19 protein-coding genes are annotated in these 24153 nt (G+C 66.1%); 4 read left to right on the top strand and 15 right to left on the bottom strand.

Annotated features, from left to right (window positions below):
• The first annotated feature begins 89 nt into the window (after positions 1 to 89).
• Positions 90 to 1205: an HD domain-containing phosphohydrolase gene (locus AC3ITN_RS08655; RefSeq protein WP_489392671.1), complete on the top strand. Its 1116-nt coding sequence runs from the start codon at positions 90 to 92 to the stop codon at positions 1203 to 1205.
• Positions 1202 to 5635 (top strand): response regulator, encoded by a 4434-nt coding sequence (locus tag AC3ITN_RS08650; protein ID WP_489392670.1) that lies wholly within the window; start codon positions 1202 to 1204, stop codon positions 5633 to 5635. The genes AC3ITN_RS08655 and AC3ITN_RS08650 overlap by 4 nt, the downstream gene beginning before the upstream one ends.
• Positions 5636 to 5648: 13 nt before the next feature.
• Here the strand turns inward: AC3ITN_RS08650 and AC3ITN_RS08645 are convergent, their stop codons facing one another.
• The 3 genes from AC3ITN_RS08645 to AC3ITN_RS08635 all read right to left on the bottom strand — a co-directional run bounded on the left by AC3ITN_RS08645 (position 5649) and on the right by AC3ITN_RS08635 (position 7819).
• Positions 5649 to 6149, bottom strand: a complete 501-nt coding sequence (locus tag AC3ITN_RS08645) for a hypothetical protein (protein ID WP_489392669.1) — start codon at positions 6147 to 6149, stop codon at positions 5649 to 5651.
• Between the two features lie 85 nt (positions 6150 to 6234).
• Complete coding sequence (locus AC3ITN_RS08640; protein ID WP_489392668.1) at positions 6235 to 6822, bottom strand: TetR/AcrR family transcriptional regulator; 588 nt, start codon at positions 6820 to 6822, stop codon at positions 6235 to 6237.
• A gap of 88 nt (positions 6823 to 6910) precedes the next feature.
• Positions 6911 to 7819 (bottom strand): AraC family transcriptional regulator, encoded by a 909-nt coding sequence (locus AC3ITN_RS08635; protein WP_489392667.1) that lies wholly within the window; start codon positions 7817 to 7819, stop codon positions 6911 to 6913.
• Between the two features lie 151 nt (positions 7820 to 7970).
• On the opposite strand from AC3ITN_RS08635, the gene AC3ITN_RS08630 reads away from it, so the two are divergent.
• The gene (locus AC3ITN_RS08630; RefSeq protein ID WP_489392666.1) at positions 7971 to 8804 is read left to right on the top strand and encodes an oxidoreductase; all 834 of its coding nucleotides are present in this window, start codon (positions 7971 to 7973) and stop codon (positions 8802 to 8804) included.
• A gap of 85 nt (positions 8805 to 8889) precedes the next feature.
• Here the strand turns inward: AC3ITN_RS08630 and guaA are convergent, their stop codons facing one another.
• The 12 genes from guaA to ndk form a co-directional block, all read right to left on the bottom strand.
• On the bottom strand, positions 8890 to 10455 hold the full coding sequence (gene guaA, locus AC3ITN_RS08625) for a glutamine-hydrolyzing GMP synthase (protein ID WP_489392665.1): 1566 nt from the start codon (positions 10453 to 10455) through the stop codon (positions 8890 to 8892).
• 105 nt (positions 10456 to 10560) lie between these two features.
• Positions 10561 to 12018 carry an IMP dehydrogenase gene (gene guaB / locus AC3ITN_RS08620; RefSeq protein WP_313342621.1) on the bottom strand — a complete coding sequence of 486 codons (1458 nt, stop codon included), beginning with the start codon at positions 12016 to 12018 and terminating at the stop codon, positions 10561 to 10563.
• 209 nt (positions 12019 to 12227) lie between these two features.
• Positions 12228 to 13115, bottom strand: coding sequence for a bifunctional methylenetetrahydrofolate dehydrogenase/methenyltetrahydrofolate cyclohydrolase FolD (folD, locus tag AC3ITN_RS08615; RefSeq protein ID WP_489392664.1), 888 nt, complete (start codon positions 13113 to 13115; stop codon positions 12228 to 12230).
• 57 nt (positions 13116 to 13172) lie between these two features.
• Entirely contained in the window at positions 13173 to 15002 is a 1830-nt protein-coding gene (locus AC3ITN_RS08610) for a monovalent cation:proton antiporter-2 (CPA2) family protein (RefSeq protein ID WP_489392663.1), read from the bottom strand.
• Positions 15003 to 15170: 168 nt separating this feature from the next.
• Positions 15171 to 16310 (bottom strand): molybdopterin-synthase adenylyltransferase MoeB, encoded by a 1140-nt coding sequence (gene moeB, locus AC3ITN_RS08605; protein WP_489392662.1) that lies wholly within the window; start codon positions 16308 to 16310, stop codon positions 15171 to 15173.
• Between the two features lie 86 nt (positions 16311 to 16396).
• Positions 16397 to 17794 (bottom strand): ribosome biogenesis GTPase Der, encoded by a 1398-nt coding sequence (gene der / locus AC3ITN_RS08600; RefSeq protein WP_313342609.1) that lies wholly within the window; start codon positions 17792 to 17794, stop codon positions 16397 to 16399.
• A gap of 12 nt (positions 17795 to 17806) precedes the next feature.
• A complete protein-coding gene (gene bamB / locus AC3ITN_RS08595) occupies positions 17807 to 19015 on the bottom strand; it encodes an outer membrane protein assembly factor BamB (RefSeq protein WP_313342607.1) in 1209 nt (402 codons plus the stop codon).
• The gene (locus AC3ITN_RS08590) at positions 19015 to 19653 is read right to left on the bottom strand and encodes a YfgM family protein (RefSeq protein ID WP_489392661.1); all 639 of its coding nucleotides are present in this window, start codon (positions 19651 to 19653) and stop codon (positions 19015 to 19017) included. The genes bamB and AC3ITN_RS08590 overlap by 1 nt, the downstream gene beginning before the upstream one ends.
• Before the next feature lie 59 nt (positions 19654 to 19712).
• Entirely contained in the window at positions 19713 to 20579 is an 867-nt protein-coding gene (locus AC3ITN_RS08585; RefSeq protein WP_313342602.1) for a helix-turn-helix domain-containing protein, read from the bottom strand.
• Positions 20580 to 20585: 6 nt separating this feature from the next.
• Positions 20586 to 21383 (bottom strand): type IV pilus biogenesis/stability protein PilW, encoded by a 798-nt coding sequence (gene pilW / locus AC3ITN_RS08580; RefSeq protein ID WP_313342600.1) that lies wholly within the window; start codon positions 21381 to 21383, stop codon positions 20586 to 20588.
• A complete protein-coding gene (gene rlmN, locus AC3ITN_RS08575) occupies positions 21370 to 22575 on the bottom strand; it encodes a dual-specificity RNA methyltransferase RlmN (protein ID WP_313342599.1) in 1206 nt (401 codons plus the stop codon). The genes pilW and rlmN overlap by 14 nt, the downstream gene beginning before the upstream one ends.
• Positions 22576 to 22585: 10 nt before the next feature.
• Positions 22586 to 23011: a nucleoside-diphosphate kinase gene (gene ndk / locus AC3ITN_RS08570; protein WP_008265389.1), complete on the bottom strand. Its 426-nt coding sequence runs from the start codon at positions 23009 to 23011 to the stop codon at positions 22586 to 22588.
• 464 nt (positions 23012 to 23475) lie between these two features.
• Between ndk and AC3ITN_RS08565 the strand changes: the two genes are divergently transcribed.
• Positions 23476 to 24138, top strand: coding sequence for a TetR/AcrR family transcriptional regulator (locus tag AC3ITN_RS08565; protein ID WP_489392660.1), 663 nt, complete (start codon positions 23476 to 23478; stop codon positions 24136 to 24138).
• Positions 24139 to 24153 lie beyond the last annotated feature (15 nt).

The raw sequence follows: 24153 nt of genomic DNA, 5'->3' as shown, positions 1-24153 counted from the left end.
GTGAGGCGCGGACCCCCAGCCGCCGGCAGGTACTTGCACGCATGCCTCGCGCTGGGAGATAGTGCCGAAAATGGACTGGGGAGTGGGCAATGCAAACCTCCATGGACGCGCCGGCCCGCCCCACCATACTCGCTGTCGACGACTCCCCCGAGAATCTCTGGCTTATCTCCGGCCTGCTGAAGAGTAAGTACCGGATCAAAATGGCCAGCTCCGGCGAGGCCGCCCTGAATACCATACGGTCAGCCCCGCTTCCCGATCTGATTCTGCTCGATGTGATGATGCCCGGCCTGTCCGGGCACGATGTCTGCAGGGCGCTGAAGGCTTCACCGGGTACCCGGCATATACCCATCATCTTTCTGACCGCCATGGCCGGAACCGAGGACGAGAGAAAGGGGCTGGAACTCGGCGCGGCGGATTTCATTACAAAACCCATCAACCCTCCCCTGCTGGTCGCCCGGGTCGCCACGCAGCTGCAGGCCAAGGCGGGGGCGGACTTTCTGCGCGACCAGAACCAGTTCCTGGAGGCCGAGGTGCAACGGCGGACGCGCGAGATCACCGCGATCCAGGACGTCACCATCCATGCCATGGCCTCGCTCGCCGAAACGCGCGACAACGAAACCGGCAACCATATCCGCCGCACCCAGCATTATGTCCGTGCACTGGCGATCGCGCTCCGTGAGCACCCGCGCTTCCGCGCGCAGCTGGACGACGCCACCATCGACATCCTGTTCAAGTCCGCGCCCCTGCATGACATCGGCAAGGTCGGCATCCCGGACAGCATCCTGCTCAAACCCGGGCGCTTCGAGCCGCACGAGTTCGAGATCATGAAAACGCACACCACGCTGGGGCGCGACACGATCCAGCATGCCGAAGATGCGCTGGGCATGCCGGTGCCCTTCCTGGCCTATGCCAAGGAGATCGCCTACGGGCATCAGGAGAAGTGGGACGGCAGCGGCTACCCGCAAGGCTTGGCTGGCGAGGCGATCCCGCTGTCGGCGCGGATCATGGCCGTCGCCGATGTGTATGACGCGCTGCTCAGCCGCCGCGTCTATAAAACGGCGATGCCCCACGACGAAGCGGTGGCCCTCATGCGCGAGGGCCGCGGCACCCACTTCGATCCGGACATCCTCGACGCCTTCCTGCAGCTCCTTCCCGAATTCCAGCGCATTTCCGCTCAGTTCGACGACAAGGCGGCTGAGGCATGAACATGCTGACCCGCTACCTCCAGCGGGCGTCACTGGGCAACAAGCTGGCGACCGCGTTTTCGGTGATGCTGTTGCTGGCCATCGCGCTGGGCATCCTTGGTGTCCAAGCGCTGGGCAGGCTCGGCACGGAAATCCAGGTCATGTACGAAAAGGACCTGCAGGGCGTCTCCAACGCACGCGCGGTACAGTTCCACTACGCAACGATGGGGCGCCATCTGCGCCAGGCGCTGCTCACCGCCGATCCCGCGTTGCAGCGTTTGGCCACGCAGGAGATAGAGAACGAGCATACGCATCTGCAGCGCGAGCTGGACGCCCTCGAGGGGCGCATCTTCCGCGACAGCAACCGCCAGCATCTGGCCAGCTTCAGGCGAGGCTATGCCGCCTACCGCCAGAACGTGGCCCAGGTTTTGGAGACAGCCGCTCAAGGCAGGCTTGAGGAAGCGCGGGAACGGGTGTCGAGCCGTGAGTTCGCGCGCATGGGCGACGCAGTGGCCAGCGCCATGGAAGCGGTCGTCATCACCAAGGAAGAAGGCGCGCGTGCCTCGCTGCAGCAGGTGCAGAACCTGGCCGCCCGGACCAAACTGTGGGTACTGGGCATCCTGGTGCTGGGCGGCCTGTTCAGCACGTTGTTCGCGTGGCTGATCACGCGTTCCATCGGCATCCCCGCCATCGAGCTGCGCAAGGCGGTGGAGCGGATCGCGGCAGGCGACCTGCAGCACGAAGTACCGCATACCGCGTACCCGAACGACATCGGTGCCCTGGCCCGCGCGGTGGCCGTCCTGCAGGTAGGTGCGCGCGAGCTGGACGAGCAGCGCTGGGTCAAGGCGTCATCGGCATCTCTCTCCACCGAACTGCAGGCTGCCACCACGAGCGAAGAACTCGCCAGCATCTTCTTCGCCTTCATGGCCCCCCTGCTGGGCATCGGCCGGGGAGCCCTGTACATCCACGAGCCTGCAAACCAAAGGCTGCGCCTGCTGTCGGGGTTCGCCACGCTTGACCACGCCGCACCCGGGCACTACATCGGTCTGGGCGAAGGCCTCGCCGGGCAATGCGCCGTCACCCGTGCGCCGACCGTGCTGACCGAACCGCCTGCCGACTACCTGCGCATCGGCTCCGCACTGGGTCAATCAGCGGCACGATCGGTGAGCATCACTCCCCTGCTGCGCGGTGACCGCCTGATCGGCGTGCTGGAGATCGCCAGCCTGGAACTGCCGACGCGCGCGCGGCAGGCATTGCTGGACGCGGCGTTGCCGGTGCTTGCAGGCAACCTGGAAATCATCGAACGCGGCGAAGCCACCCGACTGCTGCTCGAGGAAACCCGCGAACAGGCGACGGAACTGGAAACCCAGGCCACCGAACTGGCCGCGCAGAAGGATGCGATCGAGGCCACCGAGGCGTGGTACCGCGGCATCTTCGACTCATCGCCTGACGGCATGCTGGTGGCGGGTCCGGATGGACGGATCACCATGGTCAACCCGCAACTGGAGGCCATGTTCGGCTACGACAGTGGTGAGCTGCATGGTCGCTTCATCGAGCAGCTGGTGCCGGACGCAGTGCGCGCCGCCCACCCCAAGCTGCGCGAAGGGTTCATGCATGCCGGTGGCGCGCGCTCCATGGCGGTGCGCAGCACTGCGCTGACCGGCCGCCGCAAGGACGGCAGCGAGTTCCCCATCGACGTGGGTCTGTCGCGGCTGCCCGATCTTGGCGGCACCGGCGTCTGCGTGTGCGCGGCGGTGCGCGACGTCACCCGCCTGCGTGCCACCGAACAGCGGCTTGGCTTCGCGCTGCGCGGCGGCAACCTGGGGCTGTGGGACTGGGACGTGGCCAGCGCCACCAGCGAGGTCAACGCCATCTGGGCCGAGATGCTGGGCTACACCCTGGAGGAACTCATCGCGGCCGGCGGTGCCGCCCGCGCGTGGAACGACATGCTGCATCCGCAGGACAGCGTCGAGGTCCACCGGCAGTTCGAGGACTACATCAACGACCCGCACGCGCCCGACTTCGACGCGCAGTTCCGCCTGAAGGCACGCTCGGGCGAGTGGCGCTGGATCCATTCGCTGGGTCGCGCCACCGAGCGCGATGCCAGTGGCCGCGCATTGCGCCTGGTGGGCATCCACCAGGACGTCACCGGGCGCAGGCAGCTGGAGGATGAAACGCACCTGGCCAAGGAGGCTGCCGAAGAGGCCACGCAGGCCAAGAGCGAGTTCCTGGCCAACATGAGCCATGAGATCCGCACCCCCATGAACGCCATCATCGGCATGTCGCACCTGGCATTGCAGACCGAGCTGGCGCCCCGGCAGCGCAACTACATCGAAAAGGTGAACCGCTCTGCGGAGGCGCTGCTGGGGATCATCAACGACATCCTCGATTTCTCCAAGATCGAGGCCGGCAAAATGGGGATGGAACAGGTCGACTTCCGGTTGGAGGAAGTGCTCGACCACGTGGCCAACCTGGTCTCGATGAAGGCCGAGGACAGAGGCCTGGAGCTGCTGTTCAGCTGTGCCGCCGATGTGCCCACCGCGCTGGTGGGCGACGCGCTGCGCCTGGGCCAGGTCCTGCTCAACCTGTGCAGCAATGCCATCAAGTTCACCGAGCACGGTGAGGTGATTCTTGGCATTGAGACCGTTGCTCAGGCCCCCGACCGCACCGAGCTGCATTTCTGGGTCAAGGACACCGGCATCGGCATGACGCCCGAGCAGTGCGCGCGGATGTTCCAGTCCTTCAGCCAGGCCGACGGTTCCACCACCCGCAAGTACGGCGGGACGGGCCTGGGGCTGGCGATCTCGCGCACACTGGTGGAGTTGATGGGCGGCAGGATCTGGGTGGAGAGCGCCCCGGGCGAGGGCTCGACCTTCCACTTTCATGCCCACTTCGGCCTGCAGGCCAACCCTGCCCCGCGCCGCGTGTTCCGTGCCGAAGAGCTGCAGGGACTGCGGGTGCTGGTGGTGGACGACAATGCGGCGGCACGCGAGATCCTGTCGACCATGGCCAGGCAGTTCGGGCTGGAGGTCCAGACCGCGCGCAACGGTGCGCAGGGGTTGCGGATGGTGCGCCAGGCGCACGCCAAGCGCATCGCCTACGACCTGGTACTGATGGACTGGAAGATGCCGGCGATGGACGGCGTGGAAGTCGTTCGCCAGCTGCAGTCGCTCAACGCGGGCGATGCGCCGGCAGTCATCATGGTGACCGCGTTCGGGCGTGACGAGGCGATGGCCGAAGCGGAGGCCACGGGCGCGCGCCTGAAGGGCACGCTGACCAAGCCGGTCACCTCCTCGACGCTGCTGGAGGCCATTGGCCAGGCACTGGGCGCGGGCAGCTTCGCCGACAGCCGCGCGGAGGTGAGAGCATCGCAGCCGTCCACCCACGTCGAGCACCTGCGGGGTTCGCGCGTGCTGTTGGTGGAAGACAACGAACTGAACCAGGAAGTCGCGCTGGAGTTCCTGCGCCAGGCCGGCATCGAGGTCGTACTGGCGGTCAACGGCCAGGAGGCCTTGGACATCCTCGCGCGCGACCCGTCCTTCGATGGCGTGCTGATGGACTGCCAGATGCCGGTGATGGACGGCTACGAAGCAACGCGCCGGGTGCGCGCGCAGCCGGCATTCGAGCACCTGCCCATCATCGCGATGACCGCCAACGCGATGGCCGGTGACCGCGAGAAGGTCCTTGCTGCCGGCATGGTCGACCATATCGCCAAGCCGCTGCGCGTGGAGGTGATGTTTGCTTGCATGGCGAAGTGGATCCGCGCGGCGGCGCCCTCGAAGGCCGTGACTGCCCCGCGTGCCAGCGCTCAGCCAGTGGCGGACGTCCCCGCCATTGCCGGGATCGACGTGGTCTCGACGCTGTCCAGCATCGATAACGACGTGACCTTCTACCGTCGCCTGCTGGGTCTGTTCCATACCGAGAACGCCAGCTTCGCGGGCAGGTTTGCGAAGGCGCGGCAGGAACATGATGCCGAGGCCGCGATGCGCCATGCGCACACCCTGCGCGGATCGGCGGGCACCGTTGGCGCCCATGACGTTGCGGAAGCGGCAGGCCGGTTGGAAGAGGCATGCGTGGACAACGCAGGCGATGATCAGATCGACGCGCTCCTGGCCGACACCGTGGCTGGTTTGCAGCCGGTCCTCGACGCCATCCATGCTGCGGGGCTCGACGGAAGCAGCAGCGCGCCCGTCCTGGCCAAGGCCAGCGACCGCGAGGCAACCGACCCGCCCAGCCCTGCGGCGGCCGAGCTGCTGGCGGGGTTGCGCAGCCTGCTGGTGGAAAACGATGCCGACGCGCAGGACGTGTTCGAACGTCTCCGTGATCAGCTGCAGGCAGACGGCAACCCATTGGCCGCTGCACTGACCCCGGTGGCCCGCCTGGTCGACGCGATTCGTTTCAGCGACGCGCTGGAGCGCCTGGATGCGTTGACGCGTCCGGCTGCGCCATGACGGTCCGGATGTGTCAAAGCGACATGCGCGTGTTGCGTGTGTGGATCATCCAACTCTGCGCGGCGAAACCGATGAGGAACACGACGAAGCAACCCAGCAGCGTCTGCAGCACTACTGGCGCCATCGGCGCGGCGGCCAGCGGGTGCGAAACCGGCAGGCGGGTCAGCGATTCGTTGACCGCAGGTACGAGGCCGAGCAGGAAGCTGAAGGAAAGCGCGAAGGCGGAAAGGTACGGCCGAAGCAGGCCAAGAAATCCGATCCGGTTCACCAGTACCCCACCGAACGCCACCAGCAGCACCACGATGCCAAAGGCATGGCCAGGATTGAGGCCGCCGGTGCTGGAGACGGTGAACGAGGTCGCCACCGCCAGCACCAGGCCGACCAGATAGAGCTTGCCGGCCCCGTTGGCGGGGTCAATCTTCCGGTGGCGCACGAAGCCGTACAGACCGGCAAGCACGGGGATGAGGCTGATGGCGGTGTGCAGTACACCGAGTGCCGAGAGCGGATGTGTCATGGGAGGAATCCTCGATATAACCTACTAGTAGGTAGGCGCGATGGTCATGAAAAAGCCCGCGCGACGCGGGCTTACGAAAAACGATTCAATGCCGTGCAGTCACCCGGGCAACCGACAGCCGCGCAAGGGCCACGAACGTCTGCGCATCCCCAAACCCGCGCGCAGCCAGCATGGCCCCATGCACCGACGCCATGAAGGCCTTGGCCTCATCCGACGCGGCGCCCTGCAGCTGGAACTGCCCCTGCGCGACGCCTTTCTCCAACGTAGCGGTCAACCAGCCACTGAGATCCTCGAAGTGGCCGCGCACTTCGTCGGCAATCTCCGCCGGAATCATCGGCGACTCTGCCGCCAGCATGGCGCAGATGCAGAACGACGCCGTGCCGCCGGTGATGCAGCTGGACCAGTAGTCGACGTAGGCATTGAGTTCCTTCAGCGGGTCGCCCAGCTGCCTGTCCAGCATCGCCAGGCCCTCGCGGGCCTCCGCGCGGTACAGCGCCACCACGGTGCGCACCAGCTCGGCCTTGCTCGGAAAGTGATGGTGGATGCTGGCCTTGCTGATGTTCACTCTGGCCGAGATATCGGCATAGCTGAAGCCGTTGTAGCCGCCTCGTTCAAGCAATGACCGGGCTTCCGCAACAATCTCGGCGGCCTTGGGAGAGAGAGCATCGATCATGACCATGTTCAATAGCGACTTGGCGGCACAGTGCCGATGTCGCCACTCTACTAGTTGGTAGATTTAGAGTCAACTGCGGGGCTGGGCCTCAATGCGAGGACACATACTCTGACCCAGGGAATGCGGGCGGCAAGCTGAAGCTCTTGCGCATGCGCCGCACTTCACCGACCGGGGTCAAACCGAAGAGCCGCTTGAACTCGCGATTGAACTGCGACGGGCTGGCGTATCCAACCGCGTACCCGGCCGCCTCCGCACTCACGCCTTGGCGCACCATCAACAATCGCGCCTGGTGCAGGCGCGTGGATTTGAGGTATTGGATGGGCGTGGTGCGGGTAACGGCCTTGAAGTGGACGTGGAAGGTGGGCACGCTCATGCCCGCCTCGCCAGCCAGCTCCGCCAGGTCAAGCGGCTGCGCGTAGTCAGCGTGGATACGGCGCAGCACCCTGCCGATCCTGCCGAAGTGACCCCGCATCGCCAACGCGGCACGGATGGTTGCCCCCTGTGGACCGGACAAGACGCGGAAGTACAGTTCACGTACCAGTCCCGGCCCCAGGATGGCCGCTTCCACCGGCTGCTGCATCGCTTCAAGAAAACGCAGCACCGTGGTCCGCAGTGCTGGATCCATGCGGCTGGACACCATGCTCTCCGGGGCCGGCTGATCGGCAACCCCTGCCGCATCCAGGGCGAGCGCCAGCTCGGTGGCAAGTGCAAAGTCCAGGTGCAGGTAGATCGCCAGCAGCGGACGCTGCGGTGTAGCGTCGGTTTCCATGGTGAACGGCACCGGCACCGACACGGCGAGGTAATGCTGCTCGTCATACAGGTACATCTGCCCGGCGAGATAACCGCGCTTGGCCCCTTGGCAGACGATGACGATACCCGGGTCGTACAACACCGGCGTGCGCACCAGGGGACGATCCGAACGCAGGACGCGTACCTGCGGTAGCGCGGTCAGGGAGTACCCCTCCGTGGGAGCCAGCGCCTGAAGAAGCTCCACCATACGCCGCTGCTGCTGCGCGGGTTCCACACTGCCAGAATCTACGGCCACGGCGGCATACTCATACGAATAGGCAAGATTTCACCAAGACTAGCCCTGCCCCGCGCTCGGCTCAATGTCTATTGTGCTGGTTCACTCCTACTGGACCTCACCCATGACCTCCCCCAGGCGCCTCCTCATCACCGGTGTCAGCAGCGGTTTCGGACGTGCGCTCGCCCGCGAGGCACTGCTTGCCGGCCACAGCGTCGTCGGTACCGTACGCAGCCCACAGGCCCTGCACGAATTCGAACAGCTTCATCCCCACCGCGCGACCGGGCGCATTCTGGATGTCACCGATTTCGACACCATCGACGATGTCGTGGCGGACATCGAACAGAACGTCGGGCCGCTGGATGTGCTGGTCAACAACGCCGGCTACGGACACGAGGGCATCCTGGAAGAATCACCGCTGGACGATATGCGCCGCCAGTTCAACGTGAACGTATTCGGCGCGGTCGCCATGATCAAGGCCGTCCTGCCCTACATGCGCGCGCGCCGGCGCGGCCACCTCCTCAACATCACCTCGATGGGCGGCTTCATCACGATGCCGGGCATTGCGTACTACTGCGGCAGCAAGTTCGCGCTGGAGGGAATCTCCGAAGCGTTGGGCAAGGAAGTGAAGCCGTTCGGGATCCATGTCACGGCGGTCGCGCCGGGTTCGTTCCGCACCGACTGGGCCGGTCGTTCGATGTCGCGCACGCCGCGTTCGATCGCCGACTACGATCTGTTGTTCGATCCCATCCGCAAGGCGCGGGAGGAAAAGAGCGGCCACCAGCTTGGCGATCCGGCCAAGGCCGCACGCGCGATGCTGGCCGTGATGGAAAGCGATGCGCCGCCCGCACACCTGCTGCTGGGCAGCGATGCACTGCAGTTGATGCGACACAAGCTGGATGCGATGGTGGTCGAAGCAACCGCCTGGGAAGCGCTCACGCGGTCGACGGATGGCTGAATCAGCGACGAAATGAACAAGGGCCGCATTGCGGCCCTTGTTCTCGACTACTACCAATGTGTTCGATCGCGCCGACGCGGCGGATTCATTCCCACTCGATCGTCGCCGGCGGCTTGCCCGAGATGTCATACACCACCCGCGACACCCCCCGCAGCTCATTGATGATCCGGTTGCTCACCGTGCCCAGGAAGTCATACGGCAGGTGCGCCCAATGTGCGGTCATGAAGTCGATGGTTTCCACTGCGCGCAGTGCGATCACCCACTCATACGCGCGTGCATCGCCCACCACGCCTACCGACTTCACCGGCAGGAACACCGCGAAGGCCTGGCTGGTCTTGTCGTACAGATCGGCCTTGCGCAGTTCATCGATGAAGATCGCATCGGCCTTGGCCAGCAGCTCGGCGTATTCGCGCTTCACTTCGCCGAGGATGCGCACGCCCAGGCCCGGGCCCGGGAACGGGTGGCGGTAGACCATGCTGCGCGGCAGGCCGAGTTCGACGCCGAGGCGGCGCACTTCGTCCTTGAACAGCTCCCGCAGCGGCTCGACCAGGCCCAGCTTCATGTGCTCCGGCAGGCCGCCCACATTGTGGTGGCTCTTGATCACGTGGGCCTTGCCGGTCTTGCTGCCGGCCGACTCGATCACGTCGGGGTAGATGGTGCCCTGCGCCAGCCACTTGGCGTTCTTCAGCTTGGTGGACTCTTCGTCGAAGATGTCCACGAACAGGTTGCCGATGATCTTGCGCTTGGCTTCCGGATCGCTCACGCCTTCGAGCTTGCTGAAATAGCGGTCGGCCGCGTTGACGCGGATCACCTTGACGCCCATGTGCTCGGCGAACATCGCCATCACCTGGTCGCCTTCCTGCCAGCGCAGCAGGCCGGTGTCGACGAACACGCAGGTCAGCTTGTCGCCGATCGCCTTGTGCAGCAGCGCGGCCACCACCGACGAATCGACGCCGCCGGACAAGCCCAGAATCACCTCGTCATCGCCCACCATCTCACGCACGCGGGCGATCTGGTCGTCGATGATGTTGGCCGCGGTCCACAGCGTCTGGCAGCCGCACACGTCCACCACGAACCGGCGCAGCAGCGCCTGGCCCTGCAGGGTGTGGGTCACTTCCGGGTGGAACTGCACGCCGTACCAGCGCTTCTCTTCATTGGCCATCGCGGCCACCGGAATGCGGTCGGTGGTGGCGGTGATGGTGAAGCCCGGGGGCGCGACGGAAACGTGGTCGCCGTGGCTCATCCACACGTTCAACCTCGGCTCGCCGCCGTGATCGCTGAGGCCCTTGAACAGCGCGTCGGGGTGCACGACGTTGACTTCGGCGTGGCCGAACTCGCGCTGGTCAGCCGCTTCGGTGGCACCACCGAGCTGCGCGGCCAGGGTCTGCATGCCGTAGCAGATCCCGAAGATCGGCAGGCCGCTGTCGAACACTTCCTGCGGCGCGGCGGGCGCGTCCGGCAGCGTGGTCGATTCCGGGCCACCGGACAGGATGATGCCCTTGGCGCCGAACGCGGCGATCTCGGCCGGGTTGTGGTCCCACGCCCAGATTTCGCAGTACACGCCGAGCTCGCGGATGCGGCGCGCGATCAGCTGGGTGTACTGCGCGCCGAAATCGAGGATGAGGATCTTGTCGTTATGGATGTTGGTCATGGCGCCCAGGCAAAGCAGGAATGAAAACGGGATGACAGAAAGCAGCAGCAGATAGAGAAAGAGGAACGGGAATCAGCTTCCTCGTTCCTCTTTGCTCATGCCGCATCAGGCGCGGTAGTTCGGCGGCTCTTTGGTGATCTGCACGTCATGGACGTGACTCTCACGCTGGCCGGCGCCGCTGATCTTGACGAACTTCGGCTTGCTGCGCATGTCCTCGATGGTGCCGCAGCCCACGTAACCCATGGTGGCGCGCAGGCCGCCCATCAGCTGGTGGATGATGCCGCCGACCGGCCCGCGATACGGCACGCGACCTTCAATGCCTTCGGGCACCAGCTTGTCGGCGCTGGAGGCGTCCTGGAAGTAGCGGTCCTTGGACCCCTTCTCCATCGCGGCCAGCGAGCCCATGCCGCGGTAGCTCTTGTACGAACGGCCCTGGAACAGCTCGGTCTCACCGGGCGATTCCTCGGTACCGGCCAGCAGGCCGCCGATCATGATGGTGGACGCACCGGCGGCCAGCGCCTTGCCGATGTCGCCCGAGTAGCGGATGCCACCGTCGGCGATGAGCGGGATGCGGTCCTGCAGCGCCTCTGCCACCAGGTCGATGGCGGTGATCTGCGGCACGCCGACACCGGCCACCACGCGCGTGGTGCAGATCGAGCCCGGACCGATGCCGACCTTGACCGCGTCCGCGCCGCTGTCCAGCAGGGCCAATGCCGCTTCGCCGGTGCAGATGTTGCCGCCCACGACCTGCACCTGCGGGAAGTGCTTCTTGACCCAGCTGACGCGGTCCAGCACGCCCTGCGAGTGGCCGTGCGCGGTGTCCACCACCAGCACGTCCACGCCGGCCGCGACCAGTGCTTCGACGCGGCGATCGGTATCGCCACCGACGCCTACCGCGGCACCGACCAGCAGGCGGGTCGAGATGTCCTTGGCAGCGTTCGGGTAATCGGTGTTCTTCTGGATGTCCTTGACAGTGATCAGGCCACGCAGGGCGAAATCATCGTTGACCACCAGGATCTTCTCGATGCGGTTGCGATGCAGCAGCTGCAGCACTTCGTCCGATGCGGCGCCTTCCTTGACCGTGATCAGGCGATCCTTCTTGGTCATGATGTGGCGGACCGGATCGTCCAGCTCGGTCTCGAAACGCATGTCACGGTGGGTGACGATGCCGACCAGCTGGCCACCGCCGTCCACCACCGGCACGCCGGAGATGTTGCGTGCCTGGGTCAGCGCCAGCACATCGCGGATGGTGGTTTCCGGACCGACCGTGATCGGGTCGCGGATGACGCCGGCCTCGAACTTCTTGACCTTGGCCACTTCGGCGGCCTGCTGCTCCACGCTCAGGTTCTTGTGGATGATGCCCATGCCGCCGAGCTGGGCCATGGCGATGGCCAGGCGCGCTTCGGTGACGGTATCCATGGCAGCCGACAGGATCGGAAGCTTCAACCGCAGGTCGCGCGTGAGCCGCGTTTCCAGGGTCACATCCTTGGGCAGGATGATGGAATGGGCGGGGACGAGCGAGACGTCGTCGTAAGTAAGCGCTTCAGCCTGGATGCGCAGCATCGGCATACCCGAGATGTGGGGAAGCGCGACATTTTACCCTGATTCCGGCCCGATGGGCAGGGGGCGGATGCGACGCTGTGTCGCGCTGGAACCACCCGTTCACGTACCGGAGAATACAGCCCCCGATGTTCGGGGGCGACCGCGAAGCGGCGGGGGCGTGGGGGCTGGTGAGTTGGGGCCCGCGCTTTGCGAAGCAAACCGCGGGAGCGTCAGCGCGATTGCGCTGATGCGTCCGCGGCCTCGATCGTGTTCTGCATCAGGGTCGCCACCGTCATCGGCCCTACCCCGCCCGGAACCGGGGTGATCCAGCTGGCGCGTTCGGCGGCGGCCTCGAAGCCCACGTCGCCGACCAGGCGGCCATCGTCCAGGCGGTTGATGCCCACGTCGATCACCACCGCGCCGGGCTTGACCCACTCGCCGGGCACGATGCCCGGGCGGCCCACGGCCACCACCAGGATGTCGGCGTTGCGCACGGCCTGTTCCAGCACGTCCTTGGGGGTGAACTTGTGGCAGCTGGTGACGGTGCAGCCGGCGATCAACAGCTCCAGGCCCATCGGCCGGCCTACATGGTTGCTGACCCCGACGATGGTGGCGTTGCGGCCGCGCACCGGCTGGTCGGTGTGGCCCAGCAGCGTGGTGATGCCGCGCGGGGTGCACGGGCGCAGGCCGAATTCACGCAGGGCCAGGTGGCCGACGTTTTCCGGGTGGAAACCGTCCACGTCCTTGCGCGGGTCGATGCGGTGGATGAGCCGGTTGGCGTCGGGAATACCCGGCAGCGGCAGCTGCACCAGGATGCCGTGGATCTTCGGATCGGCGTTGAGCTGGTCGATCAGGGTCAACAGCTGGGCTTCCGTGGTGCCCGCCGGCAGATCGTAGTCGAAGGCCTCGATGCCGACCTTCTCTGCCGCCCGGCGCTTGTTGCGCACGTACACGGTCGACGCCGGGTCGCCGCCCACCAGCACCACGGCCAGCCCCGGCCGGCTGCCACCGGCGGCCAGGCGCGCGTCGACGCGGACCTTCAGGCTGTCCAGCAGGTCTTCGGCGATGCGGCGGCCGTCCAGGATGCGGGCGGGCTGACGGGGGGCGGTATCGTTCATCGAAGTCAGGGGCGTGGGGCGGCGGGGACGGTATTGTCCCCGATTAACGTGGCGGGGTCATTCTTCCTCTTCGGGCACTTCGTCGGCGTTGAGGGTGCGCGCCTTGCGCTTGGGCGCGGTGAACGGCGTCGGCGTGGGCACGCCAGGCAACGCGGTGCCGAACACCATGTGCGCCCCGGAGAGCAGGTCGCCGCCGGCCATTTCCAGCTCGAAACGCTCGGCGTCGCGCTGGCGGATCTGTTCGGCGATGTCACGGGCGTCGTCGGCATCGGCGCCCAGTTCGGTCAACGCAGCCTGGCCGAACAGCAAGGCCGATTCGAACGTCTCGCGGATCTGGTAATCGACCCCGGCATGAATCAGGCGCAGCGAATGCTCGCGGTCGAAAGACCGCACCAGCAGCTTGGCCTGCGGGAATTCATGCGCGACGAGCTCAACGATGCGATCGGCATCCTGCGCGTTGTTCACGCACACCGCGATCGCCCGTGCGGTGGCCGCACCGGAGGCGTGCAGCACGTCCAGGCGGGTGCCGTCGCCGTAGTAGATCTTGAACCCGAAACGCTCGGCGTTGTGGATCATGTCCACGTCGTTGTCGATGATGGTCACGTCCACGTCGCGGGCCAGCAGCGACTGGCTGGCGACCTGGCCGAAGCGGCCGAAGCCGATCATCAGCACGCTGCCGGACATGCCGTCGGCCGTATCCACTCCTTCCAGCGACACTTCGCGCACCGGCATCAGCTTGTCGTGCAGCAGCACGAACAGCGGGGTGAGCGCCATGGAGAGCACCACGATCGCGGTCAGGTTGGCATTGACCTCCACGCTGATCACGCCGGCAGCGGCGGCGGCCGAGAACAGCACGAAGGCGAACTCGCCGCCCTGCGCCATCACCACGCCACGGTCCAGCGCCTGGCGGTGATCGCTGCCCAGGATGCGCGCCACGGTGTAGATGCAGACCGCCTTGGCCAGCATCAACGCGAACACGCCGGACACGATCAGCGGCCAGTTGTTGGCCACGACGGTGAGATCCAGCGCCATGCCGACGCTGAGGAAGAACAGTCCCAGCAGGATGCCGCGGAACGGCTCGATATCCGCTTCGATCTGGTGGCGGAAGGTGGACTCGCTGAGCAGCACGCCGGCCAGGAACGCGCCCATCGCCATCGACAGACCGCCCAGCTGCATCAGCAGTGCCGCGCCCAGCACCACCAGCAGCGCGGCCGCCGTCATCACCTCGCGCGCCTTGGCCGCGGCCAGGATGCGGAACAGTGGATTGAGCAGGAACCGGCCGACCAGCACCAACCCGACAATCGCACCTGCCGCGATGCCGACGGTGAGCCAGCGCGAACTGCTTCCCGCGTCGGCCTGCACCGGCGCCATGAACGCCACCACGGCCAGCAGCGGCACGATCAGCAGGTCTTCGAACAGCAGGATGGAGACGATCTTCTGGCCCGACGGCAACGCAATGTCGCCGCGCTCGGCCAGCAGCTGCATCACCACGGCCGTAGAGGTGAGCACGAAACCGGCCGCACCGATGAAGGCCACCGGCAGCGGGAAGCCGAACAACATGCACACCCCGGTGAGCACGGCGCCGCACACCACGATCTGCAGCGTGCCCAGGCCGAAGATTTCGTTGCGCAGGCTCCACAGGTGCGAGGGCCGCATTTCCAGGCCGATGACGAACAGGAACATCACCACGCCGAGTTCGGCGGTATGCAGGATGGATTGCGGGTCGGAGAACCATCCGAACCCGAACGGCCCGATGGCCAGCCCGGCGGCGAAGTAGCCCAGCACCGATCCCAGCCCCAGCCGGCGGAACAGCGGCACCATCACCACTGCCGCACCCAGCAGGGCGACCACTTTCACCAGTTCACTGGCACCTGCTTCCACCGCCATGCGGTCTTTCCTTGCAACTCGGATCAGCCCTCACGATAGGGCAAGTTGATGCAGGGAAATAGCACGGAGGGTGCGCATGATCGTGCCGCAAATGGAACGACCGGCCAATAAACCACCACATCATTCCACCCAGGCGTGCGCCGGGCCCTGCGCGGCGGCACCTGATCGCTACACACCGCCGCAGAACGCGGCGTAATCGATATACCCAGGGAACGCATGCCCCGGCGCGCACAGCGGGCACGCCGGATCGGGCCGCAGCCGGATCTCGCGGAAGCGCATGCCCAATGCATCGAAGGTCAGCAACCGCCCCACCAACGGCTCGCCCATGCCGAGCAGCAGCTTGAGCACTTCGGTGGCCTGCAGCAGGCCGACCATGCCCGGGAGCACGCCCAGTACCCCGGCTTCGGCGCAGTTGGGCGCGAACCCGGGCGGCGGCGGCTCGGGGAACAGGCAGCGATAGCACGGCGCCTGCCCGCGCTGGCGGCCGGCGTCGAACACGCTCACCTGGCCGGTGAAACGCTCCACCGCGCCATACACCAGCGGAATTTCGTGCTGTATGCAGGCGTCGTTGAGCAGGTAGCGCAGCGGGAAGTTGTCGGAGCCATCCACCACCACGTCCACGCCTTCCAGCAGCGCGTCGATGTTGGCCGAGCTCACCCGCGCCTGCACCGCCTCCACGTCCAGCCGCGGATTGAGCGCGAGCAGCCGCTCGCGGGCGGAATCTACCTTGGGCAGTCCCACGCTGGCATCGGTGTGCAGGATCTGCCGCTGCAGGTTGCTGCGATCCACCACGTCATCGTCGGCAATGCGCAGGTGCCCTACCCCCGCCGCCGCCAGGTAGAAGGCCGCCGGTGAGCCGAGCCCGCCGGCGCCGAGCACCAACACGCGGGCACCGAGCAGCGCCTGCTGGCCGGCCACGCCGATCTGGGGCAGCAGCAGGTGGCGTGAATAACGCTCGTTGAAATCGCGCTCGTCGTCGCTCTGCAGCGGCTGCACGAGCGGCAGCCCGGCAGCGCGCCACGCGGTGGTGCCGCCGTGGACGGAGGCGATGTTGGGGTAGCCGAGCTCGGCCAGTGCCTGGGCGGCGTCCATGGAGCGTTTGCCGCTCTGGCAGATGAGCACGACGTCGCGACCCAGCGCGGGCAGGTGCGTTGATGGATCTGCCTGCAGTTCGCCCCTGGCGATGCCCAACGCACCTTCGGCCATGCCGGTGGCGCGCTCGTGCGGTTCGCGTACGTCGATCAGAAGCGCGCCTTGCGCGAGGCGGTGGCGGGCCTGTTCGGGGGTGATCTCGGGGATGGCGGTCATGGCCGTATTATCGCGCAGCCACCCATGGGGTGGCTCTACGGCCGGGTCCATTGGCATCGCGCAGCCACCCATGGGGTGGCACTACGTTACCTGCCCTTTACGTGCTTGATCAGGCGCTTCTTCTTGGCGATCTGACGCTCGGTCAGCACGTTCTTCTTGCCCTCGTATGGGTTGGCACCCTCGCGGAAGATGAACTGCACCGGGGTACCGACCAGCTTGAAGCGCTTGCGGAAGAAGTTCTCCAGGTAGCGCTTGTACGACTCCGGCAGATCCTTCAGACGCGTACCGTGCACGATGAAGGTCGGCGGATTGGAGCCGCCCGGGTGCACGTAGCGCAGCTTGGAGACATGGCCACGGATCGCCGGCGGCGGGTTGGTCTCGTACGCCACTTCCAGCGCCTTGTTGACCTCGCTGGTGCTGAACTCGTGGGTTGCCGAGGCATGTGCCGCGTGAACCGCACGGAACAGCTCGCGCAGGCCCGAGCCATGCTTGGCCGAGATGCGCACCACTTCGGCCCACGGCACGAAGCCCAGCTTGCGCGCCACCAGCGCCTCGGCCTGCTCGCGCTGGTAGTCGGTCAACCCGTCCCACTTGTTGATCGCCACGACCAGTGCGCGGCCGGCATCGAGCACCGCACCGAGCACGCTGGCATCCTGATCGGTCACGCCTTCGCTGGCGTCCAGCATCAGCACGGCCACCTGGCACTGCTCGATGGCCTGCAGGGTCTTGATGACGCTGAACTTCTCGACCACCTCTTCCACCCTGCCCTTGCGGCGCAGACCGGCGGTGTCGATCAGGCGGTACTCGCGCCCGTCACGCTCCAGGTCCACCGCGATCGAGTCGCGGGTGGTACCGGGCACTTCGGAGGCGATCATCCGCTCCTCGCCCAGGATGCGGTTGACCAGCGTCGACTTGCCCACGTTGGGGCGGCCGACGAAGGCAATGCGCATGCGGGCCGGATCGTTGTCCATCTCCTCGGCACTGCCTTCCTCGGGCAGCCGCTGGACCACTTCTTCGAGCAGGTCGTCCAGGCCCTGCCGATGCGCGGCCGACATGGTGAGCATTTCGCTGAAGCCGTAGCGGGCGAACTCCGCGCGCACGGTGTCTTCGTGCGTACCGTCGATCTTGTTGATCAGCAGCAGGGTCGGCCGGGACAGCTTGCGCAGCCACGACAGGATCTCGTCATCCTGCGCGGAGGTGCCGTCACGGGCATCCACCACGAACACGATCAGGTCGGCTTCACCCGCGGCAGCGCGGGCCTGGTCGGCGGTAGCACCGGCCAGACCTTCCTCATCCTCCGAGATGCCGCCCGTGTCGACGACGAGGAAATGGTTGTCCTCGTCCAGACGGCAAACACCATAGTTGCGGTCCCGGGTGACGCCAGGCTGGTCATGGACCAGGGCGTCACGGGTACGGGTCAGCGCATTGAAAATGGTGGACTTGCCGACATTCGGCCGTCCAACCAGGGCGACCAAGGGCAGCATCGCGGTAACTCCTTATTGTGCCAACCGGAATGCGGTCAGCTTTCCATCAACGTTCTGCACGAGCAGAATCCCATCGGCGACTACCGGCTGCGCCAGCAGGGCGTCGCCGCCACTCTTGGCGCGCGCGGCCAGTTCACCATTATCCGTCCGCAACCAGTGCAGGTAACCCTTGTAGTCACCGACTACAACGAAATCTCCCTGCACGACCGGACCGGTCAGCGAGCGCCGGGCCAGGCCGTTCTGCGACCACATCGCGGTGCCGCCGGCCTTGTCCAGGCCGAACACGCCGCCCTTGTTGTCGGTCACGAATACATTGCCCGAGGTCAGGGCCACGCCGCCGGCACCACCATGATCCCGCGTCCACAGCGGACGGCCGGTCGGGCCATCGATCGCCATGGTCTGGCTCTTGAAGCTGCTCACGAACAGCGTGTTGCCTTCCAGCACCGGGGCGCCATCGATATCCGACATGCGCTCCAGCTCGGTGCGGCCTTCGCCGTTGGCGACCATCTGGTCCCATACGGTGCGGCCGTCCTGCATGGCCAGCGCGGCGACGCTGCCGTCATCGTTGCCGATGAACAGCACGCCCGGCCCCGCCACCACCGGCGCGTTGCCACGCACGGTCAGGGCAGGAAGCTCACGCGGGTTGAACCACTTCTGGGTGCCATTGCTGGCATCGAAGGCCGTCACGCGGCCGTCGTTGCTGCGCACGAACACGATGCCCTGGGCGACGGCCGGTGCGGCGATCACTTCGCCCGGCACCTTGGCACGCCACTTCTCGGTACCGTCGTTGGCGTCCAGTGCGATGACCTGGCCGTCAAGCGTGCCGATCACCACCAGGCCTTCGCCAACGCCCGGACCACCGGAGAGGCGCAGCTTGGGCTGCTTCTTCACCTTGGCCGGCTCATACGTCCAGACCGTCTTGCCGGTCTGCAGATCCAGCGCGTGCACGCCGCCGTAGATCGCCGCCGCGTATACGCGGCCATCGGCAACCACCGGGCCCTGGCGGACGCCGATGCGCCCCTCGCCCTTGCCGACGTTGGCGCTCCAGATCCGGTCGACCTTGGCGGTCGGCTCGAATTTCACCAGCTCCGCCGGCTCCAGCGCCTTCTTGGCCGCCGCGTCCTTGCCGGCGAACCAGCCCTTGACGGTGGTGCAACCGGACAACGCCACGCCCATCAGTACCAGGGTGGCGACACGCTTGATCATGACCATCTGCTTCATTACACCGACTCCGCAGGATCGGTGACGGTGCCACCGGCATCCATCACTTTGGTTTCCAGCAGGCGCCGCTGCGGCGCTGCCACGTCCAGCGTCTTGAGCGCCTTCTCATACTGCCCGCGGGCTTCATCACGCTTGCCCAGCGCCATCAACGCGTCGCCATGGATTTCCAGGCTGGCGCTGTCGCTGGCGGTGCCGAGCTGCTTGATGGCCTCGTCGTTCTTGCCGGTGGCCATGAGCAGGCGCGCGATGCGCTGGTCGATCGCCGGCTTGAATTCGGGGTCGGCCTGGATCGCGCGCAGGGTCGCCAGCGCGTCTTCGTTCTTGCCGGCGTCGACCTGTGCCTTGGCCAGCTGCAGCGAGGCCAGGTCGGCGTAGATGTTCGCCTTGCTGCCCTCAAGCTCCTTCAAGCCCTTGGCGGCCGCATCCAGGTTCTTGTCCTGGAGGTGCTTGAGCACGGTCTGGTACTGCACGTTGGCGCCGGCTAGGTGATTGCCCTGTTCCTTCTGCCACCACTGCCAGCCAGCAATGCCGCCGATGGCAATCGCCACACCAGCGATGATGCTGACACCATTCTTCCGCAGCCAGCTGCGGACGCGTTCACTTTGTTCGTGCTCGTCGAGCAGGTCGTCGATCGCCATGCGTACTCTCGCCCCTGCCTGTCAGGAGGGACTCTTTGAATTGAATTGGGAAACGCGACTCAGTGTGAAACCGGAGCCACGGAGCCGTCAGAGGATACCGTAAAGCGTGCCACGTTGGCTCGCTGGTAAGGCGAAAGGTCGACGATAGTGCCGGCCTGCTGAACCTCGACCGCCGACGCATTGCCCAGCGTCATCCGGCCCACCTGGCCCGCGCTGAAGCTGCGCGTTTCGCCCGATTTGATCAGCGCCTTCTCTACGGTGCTGCCATCGGGGGCGGCGATGTCCACCCAGCTGTCGCCGTTGAACTGCAGGTTCAGCGCGCCACCGGGCGCCGACGGCGCAGCAGCGGTACGCGGGACCGGGGTCAAGGAGGCCAGGTAAGGTGCCGAGGGCGCGCTGGGCGCCGCGGCAGGCGCGGCGACCGGGCTGCTCGGGGACGCCGGCTCGGCGCTGCCGACGACCGGCACCGCCGCTGGAATCACATCCAGCGACGCGGTGTTGGGGGTACTGGAGGGGCTGTCGAAATGCCCGCGGGTCGCGAACCAGACCGGCACGGCCAATGCGGCCGTGATGCCCACGTACAGCACGCGGCGACCCAGGCTTTCGGCAATGCGACGGGCGCGCGGGGTATGGGTGTGGCTGACCAGTTGCGGCGGCACGACCGGCCCGATCCGGGACTGCTCCAGCACATCACCCAGGTCGATCTTGAGCAGGCGCGCATAACTGCGCAGCTGGCCACGGACGAATACCGGGGCACCGAGGCGATCCCACTGTTCGGCCTCCAGCGATTTCACCACCTGCACCGGCATGCGCAACTGCTGCCCCACTGCTTCGAGCGTCAGTCCTGCCGCTTCCCGCGCCTGGCGGAGACGTGCTCCACAGCCGGCTGCGGTGTCAAAAGCGTTCACAGTCTGGTCATCAATCACAATGCTTCAACTCCGGGGATTGGGAGCCGCATCCTGCGGAAATTCGTCGCGAATTCGCTGCAGATAGCGACCGGATGCCACTGTGTCACCGAGCTGCGCCTCGATTTGAGACGCAAGTTGTAACACGGAACGTGTGGCCGGTGCAGCCGCAAGACGCCGTTGCGCAAAGGCTCGCGCCTCGAAATAGCGGTTCTGGGCGTACTCGTTGCGGGCCATGGATTCCAGCGCGTAGGCGTTGTCCGGCTCCAGCGCCAGGGCCTTGCGCAGGTCACGGGACGCCCGCTCCGGCTGCCCGGCATCAAGCGCGCAGCCACCGGCGTTGGCCAGGGCCGCAGCCGGGGTGCGGTAGCCGGGCGCGGCAAGCGCGCGGTCGAACAGCGGCAGGGCTTCGGTGGCCCGGCCATGACCACATAACCACGCGCCATAATTGTTGAGCACCTCGCCGCTGTTCGGCGCGAGCTCGGCCGCCTTCTGGAACAGCGGGCCAGCCTCGGCATCGGCGCCGCGCTGGTTGGCCAGGGCCGCAAGCAGGATGTACGCGTCGGGGCGGCTGGCATCGAGTTTCAGCGCGCTCTTCGCCCGTTTTTCGGCAACGTCGATCGCACCGGCGCGGAACGCCTCCGCCGACAGGGTCACTTGGTCCTGATAGTTCACCCGGCGCCGGGTATCGGCATTGTCACGCGCCACGTATTCGGGTGCGATGCCCAAGGGCGCGCTGGAGGGTTTGATGCCTTTGCTGCCACATCCGGCCAATGCCAGCGCGACGAGAACAACGGCTGGCAATCGGAGGTCAGGCAGCGGCATCCCGGTTTTTCCCGTCCTGCAGTGTTTTGTTGAATTCGGCCTGGCGACGCGTGCGATCCATGACCTGGCCCTTGAGCTGGCCACAGGCGGCATCGATGTCGTCGCCACGGGTGCGTCGCACCATGGTCAGCACCTGCGCGTCGAGCAGGATCTTCTGGAAGGCACGGATTTCCGTGTCGCCCGATCGCTCGTAGCGGGTGCCCGGGAACGGGTTGAAGGGAATCAGGTTGACCTTGCCCGCATGCGAGGTCTGCACGGCATTGTCGAACTGGCGCATCAGCCGCGCCAATTGACGGGCGTGCTCGGGCTGGTCGTTGATGCCCTTCATCAGGGTGTATTCAAAGGTGACCGATTCGCGTCGCTTGTTGGCGCGCAGGTAGCGTGCGCACGAGGCCATCAGCTCCACGATCGGGTACTTCTTGTTGAGCGGCACGAGCGTTTCGCGCAGCGCGTCAGTGGGCGCATGCAGCGAGACGGCCAGCGAGACGTCGCTCTCCGCGGACAGGCGGTCGATCTGCGGCACCAGGCCGGAGGTCGACAGGGTCACGCGCTTGTTGGCCAGGCCGTAGCCCAGGTCGTCGCGCATAACACTCATGGCGCGCACGACGTTCTCGAAATTCATCAACGGCTCGCCCATGCCCATCATCACCACGTTGGTGAGGCGACGCTGCTTGTGCGGGATGTTGCCCAGGTGGCGTGCGGCAACCCACACCTGGCCGATGATCTCGGCGGTGGAGAGGTTGCGGTTGAAGCCCTGGGTGGCGGTCGAACAGAAGGTGCAGTTCAGCGCGCAGCCCACCTGCGAGGACACGCACAGGGTGCCGCGGTTCTTGTCCGGGATGTACACCGCTTCGATGGCATTCTTGCCATCGGTGCCCATCGCCAGCAGCCACTTGTGGGTGCCGTCGGCGGAGGGCTTGTCGAACACGATATTCGGCACGCGGACCTCGGCGTGCTGCTGCAGCTTGCTGCGCAGCGCCTTGCCCAGGTCGGTCATCTGGTCGAAATCGGTGACGTAGTGGTGGTGGATCCACTTCATCACCTGGTGGGCACGGTAGCGCGCTTCGCCGAGTGTCTCGGCGAAGAAGCGCTCCAGACCCTCGCGATCGAGGTCGAGCAGGTTCTGCTTGGCCACAACCGGACTCGGGACGAGTACGGAGGGGATGGCGGTGGGCTGTACGACCTCGTTCACGGCATCACTCTCAGCGCGAGACCACTTCAGTGGCGGCGAAGAAGTAGGCAATTTCGATTGCAGCGTTCTCGACCGAGTCCGAGCCGTGGGCGGCGTTGGCATCGATGGATTCGGCGAAATCGGCGCGGATGGTACCCGCAGCAGCTTCCTTCGGATTGGTGGCGCCCAGCAGGTCGCGGTGGGCCAGGACGGCGTTCTCGCCTTCCAGCGCCTGGATCATCACCGGGCCGGAAATCATGAACTCGACCAGCGCGTTGAAGAACGGACGCTCGCGGTGCACAGCATAGAAGCCTTCCGCTTCGCGGCGCGACAGCTGCTTGTACTTGGCGGCGACGACCTTCAGGCCGGCCTTTTCGAAGCGGGCGTAGATTTCACCGATGACGTTCTTGGCGACGGCGTCCGGCTTGATGATGGAAAGGGTGCGCTCCAGCGCCATGGGAATTCTCCGTTGGGCGGGCCACTGATCGGCCCGAGAGTAACATGAAAAAAACCCGCGTCAAAACGCGGGCTTAGCCTATATACGTGGCGTAATTCTACAGCCTCAAGGGTCGCAGTGCCACGCATCCGTAGCACCCCGGATCCAGGCGGAATCAACGGTAGTGCCACGCCCTGCGTGGCAGGCCCAGCAATGACGCAGGAAGGCCCTCCGTGGCAGGCCGAATCTACGGTAGTGCCACGCCCTGCGTGGCAAGCCCAGCAATGACGGAGGAAGGCCCTCCCCGGCAGGCCCGGCGGACGCAGGAAGGCCCTCCATTCACATTTACAGGTCCACCCACGCCCGGACGCCCCCCCCCCCCCCCACGGCAGATGAACGACAGGCCATATCTGCTGCGCCGCAGCATGCCAGCCCGCCCATCCAGGTCTAATATCAAACAATCGTTTGATTGAACCCTGCCCGCCATGGCCAAGCCCGCCCACTTCTCCACCAAGGACCGCATTCTCGGCGCCGCCGAGGAGCTGTTCGCCCAGCATGGGTTCGCCGGCACCTCCCTGCGCCAGGTGACCAGCCAGGCCGACGTGAACATCGCGGCGGTGAACTACCACTTCGGCTCAAAGGAAAACCTGGTCAACGAGGTCTTCCGTCGGCGCATGGACGAAATGACCGCCGCCCGGCTCTCGCAGCTGGAGTCGGCCCGCCAGGACCATCCCGGACAGCTGCGGCCGGTGCTGGCCGCCTTCGTCGAGCCCGCCCTGGCGATGGCCCAGGACCGCCAGAGCGGTGGCGCCTTCGTGCGGGTGATTGCCCGCGCCTACGCCGAAAAGAACGACAACCTGCGCAAGTTCCTCTCCGACCACTACGGCCATGTACTGCGCGAGTTCGGCAGGACCATTGCCGCCTGCGTGCCGGGCCTGAGCAAGGAAGAGCTGTACTGGCGGCTGGATTTCCTGGCCGGATCGCTGACCTATGCGATGGCCGATTTCGGCCTGATCAAGCGACCCGCCGGTGTCACCGAAGCGGCGCATCGTGCGCATGCCGCCCAGGAATTGATCCATTTCGCCGAAGCCGGCTTCCGCGCAAGCGCGGTACCCGTGCCGACGGCAACGTCCCTCTCCACCCCGTAGAGCCGGGCCAGGCCC

The sequence above is a fragment of the Stenotrophomonas sp. KH_036_B genome (assembly GCF_057839485.1).
The sequence above is the reverse complement of the archived record's forward strand: the minus strand, read 5'-3'. Positions and strand labels throughout refer to the sequence as shown.

Coding starts and splice junctions, on each gene's coding strand:
- AC3ITN_RS08565 (WP_489392660.1), top strand. CDS start 23,476: ATGGCCAAGCCCGCCCACTTCTCCACCAAGGACCGCATTCTCGGCGCC.
- guaA (WP_489392665.1), bottom strand. CDS start 10,455: ATGACCAACATCCATAACGACAAGATCCTCATCCTCGATTTCGGCGCG.
- AC3ITN_RS08640 (WP_489392668.1), bottom strand. CDS start 6,822: ATGATCGATGCTCTCTCTCCCAAGGCCGCCGAGATTGTTGCGGAAGCC.
- AC3ITN_RS08650 (WP_489392670.1), top strand. CDS start 1,202: ATGAACATGCTGACCCGCTACCTCCAGCGGGCGTCACTGGGCAACAAG.
- AC3ITN_RS08645 (WP_489392669.1), bottom strand. CDS start 6,149: ATGACACATCCGCTCTCGGCACTCGGTGTACTGCACACCGCCATCAGC.
- folD (WP_489392664.1), bottom strand. CDS start 13,115: ATGAACGATACCGCCCCCCGTCAGCCCGCCCGCATCCTGGACGGCCGC.
- bamB (WP_313342607.1), bottom strand. CDS start 19,015: ATGAAGCAGATGGTCATGATCAAGCGTGTCGCCACCCTGGTACTGATG.
- AC3ITN_RS08655 (WP_489392671.1), top strand. CDS start 90: ATGCAAACCTCCATGGACGCGCCGGCCCGCCCCACCATACTCGCTGTC.
- der (WP_313342609.1), bottom strand. CDS start 17,794: ATGCTGCCCTTGGTCGCCCTGGTTGGACGGCCGAATGTCGGCAAGTCC.
- ndk (WP_008265389.1), bottom strand. CDS start 23,011: ATGGCGCTGGAGCGCACCCTTTCCATCATCAAGCCGGACGCCGTCGCC.
- AC3ITN_RS08635 (WP_489392667.1), bottom strand. CDS start 7,819: ATGGTGGAGCTTCTTCAGGCGCTGGCTCCCACGGAGGGGTACTCCCTG.
- moeB (WP_489392662.1), bottom strand. CDS start 16,310: ATGACCGCCATCCCCGAGATCACCCCCGAACAGGCCCGCCACCGCCTC.
- AC3ITN_RS08590 (WP_489392661.1), bottom strand. CDS start 19,653: ATGGCGATCGACGACCTGCTCGACGAGCACGAACAAAGTGAACGCGTC.
- AC3ITN_RS08630 (WP_489392666.1), top strand. CDS start 7,971: ATGACCTCCCCCAGGCGCCTCCTCATCACCGGTGTCAGCAGCGGTTTC.
- pilW (WP_313342600.1), bottom strand. CDS start 21,383: ATGCCGCTGCCTGACCTCCGATTGCCAGCCGTTGTTCTCGTCGCGCTG.
- AC3ITN_RS08610 (WP_489392663.1), bottom strand. CDS start 15,002: ATGGCGGTGGAAGCAGGTGCCAGTGAACTGGTGAAAGTGGTCGCCCTG.
- guaB (WP_313342621.1), bottom strand. CDS start 12,018: ATGCTGCGCATCCAGGCTGAAGCGCTTACTTACGACGACGTCTCGCTC.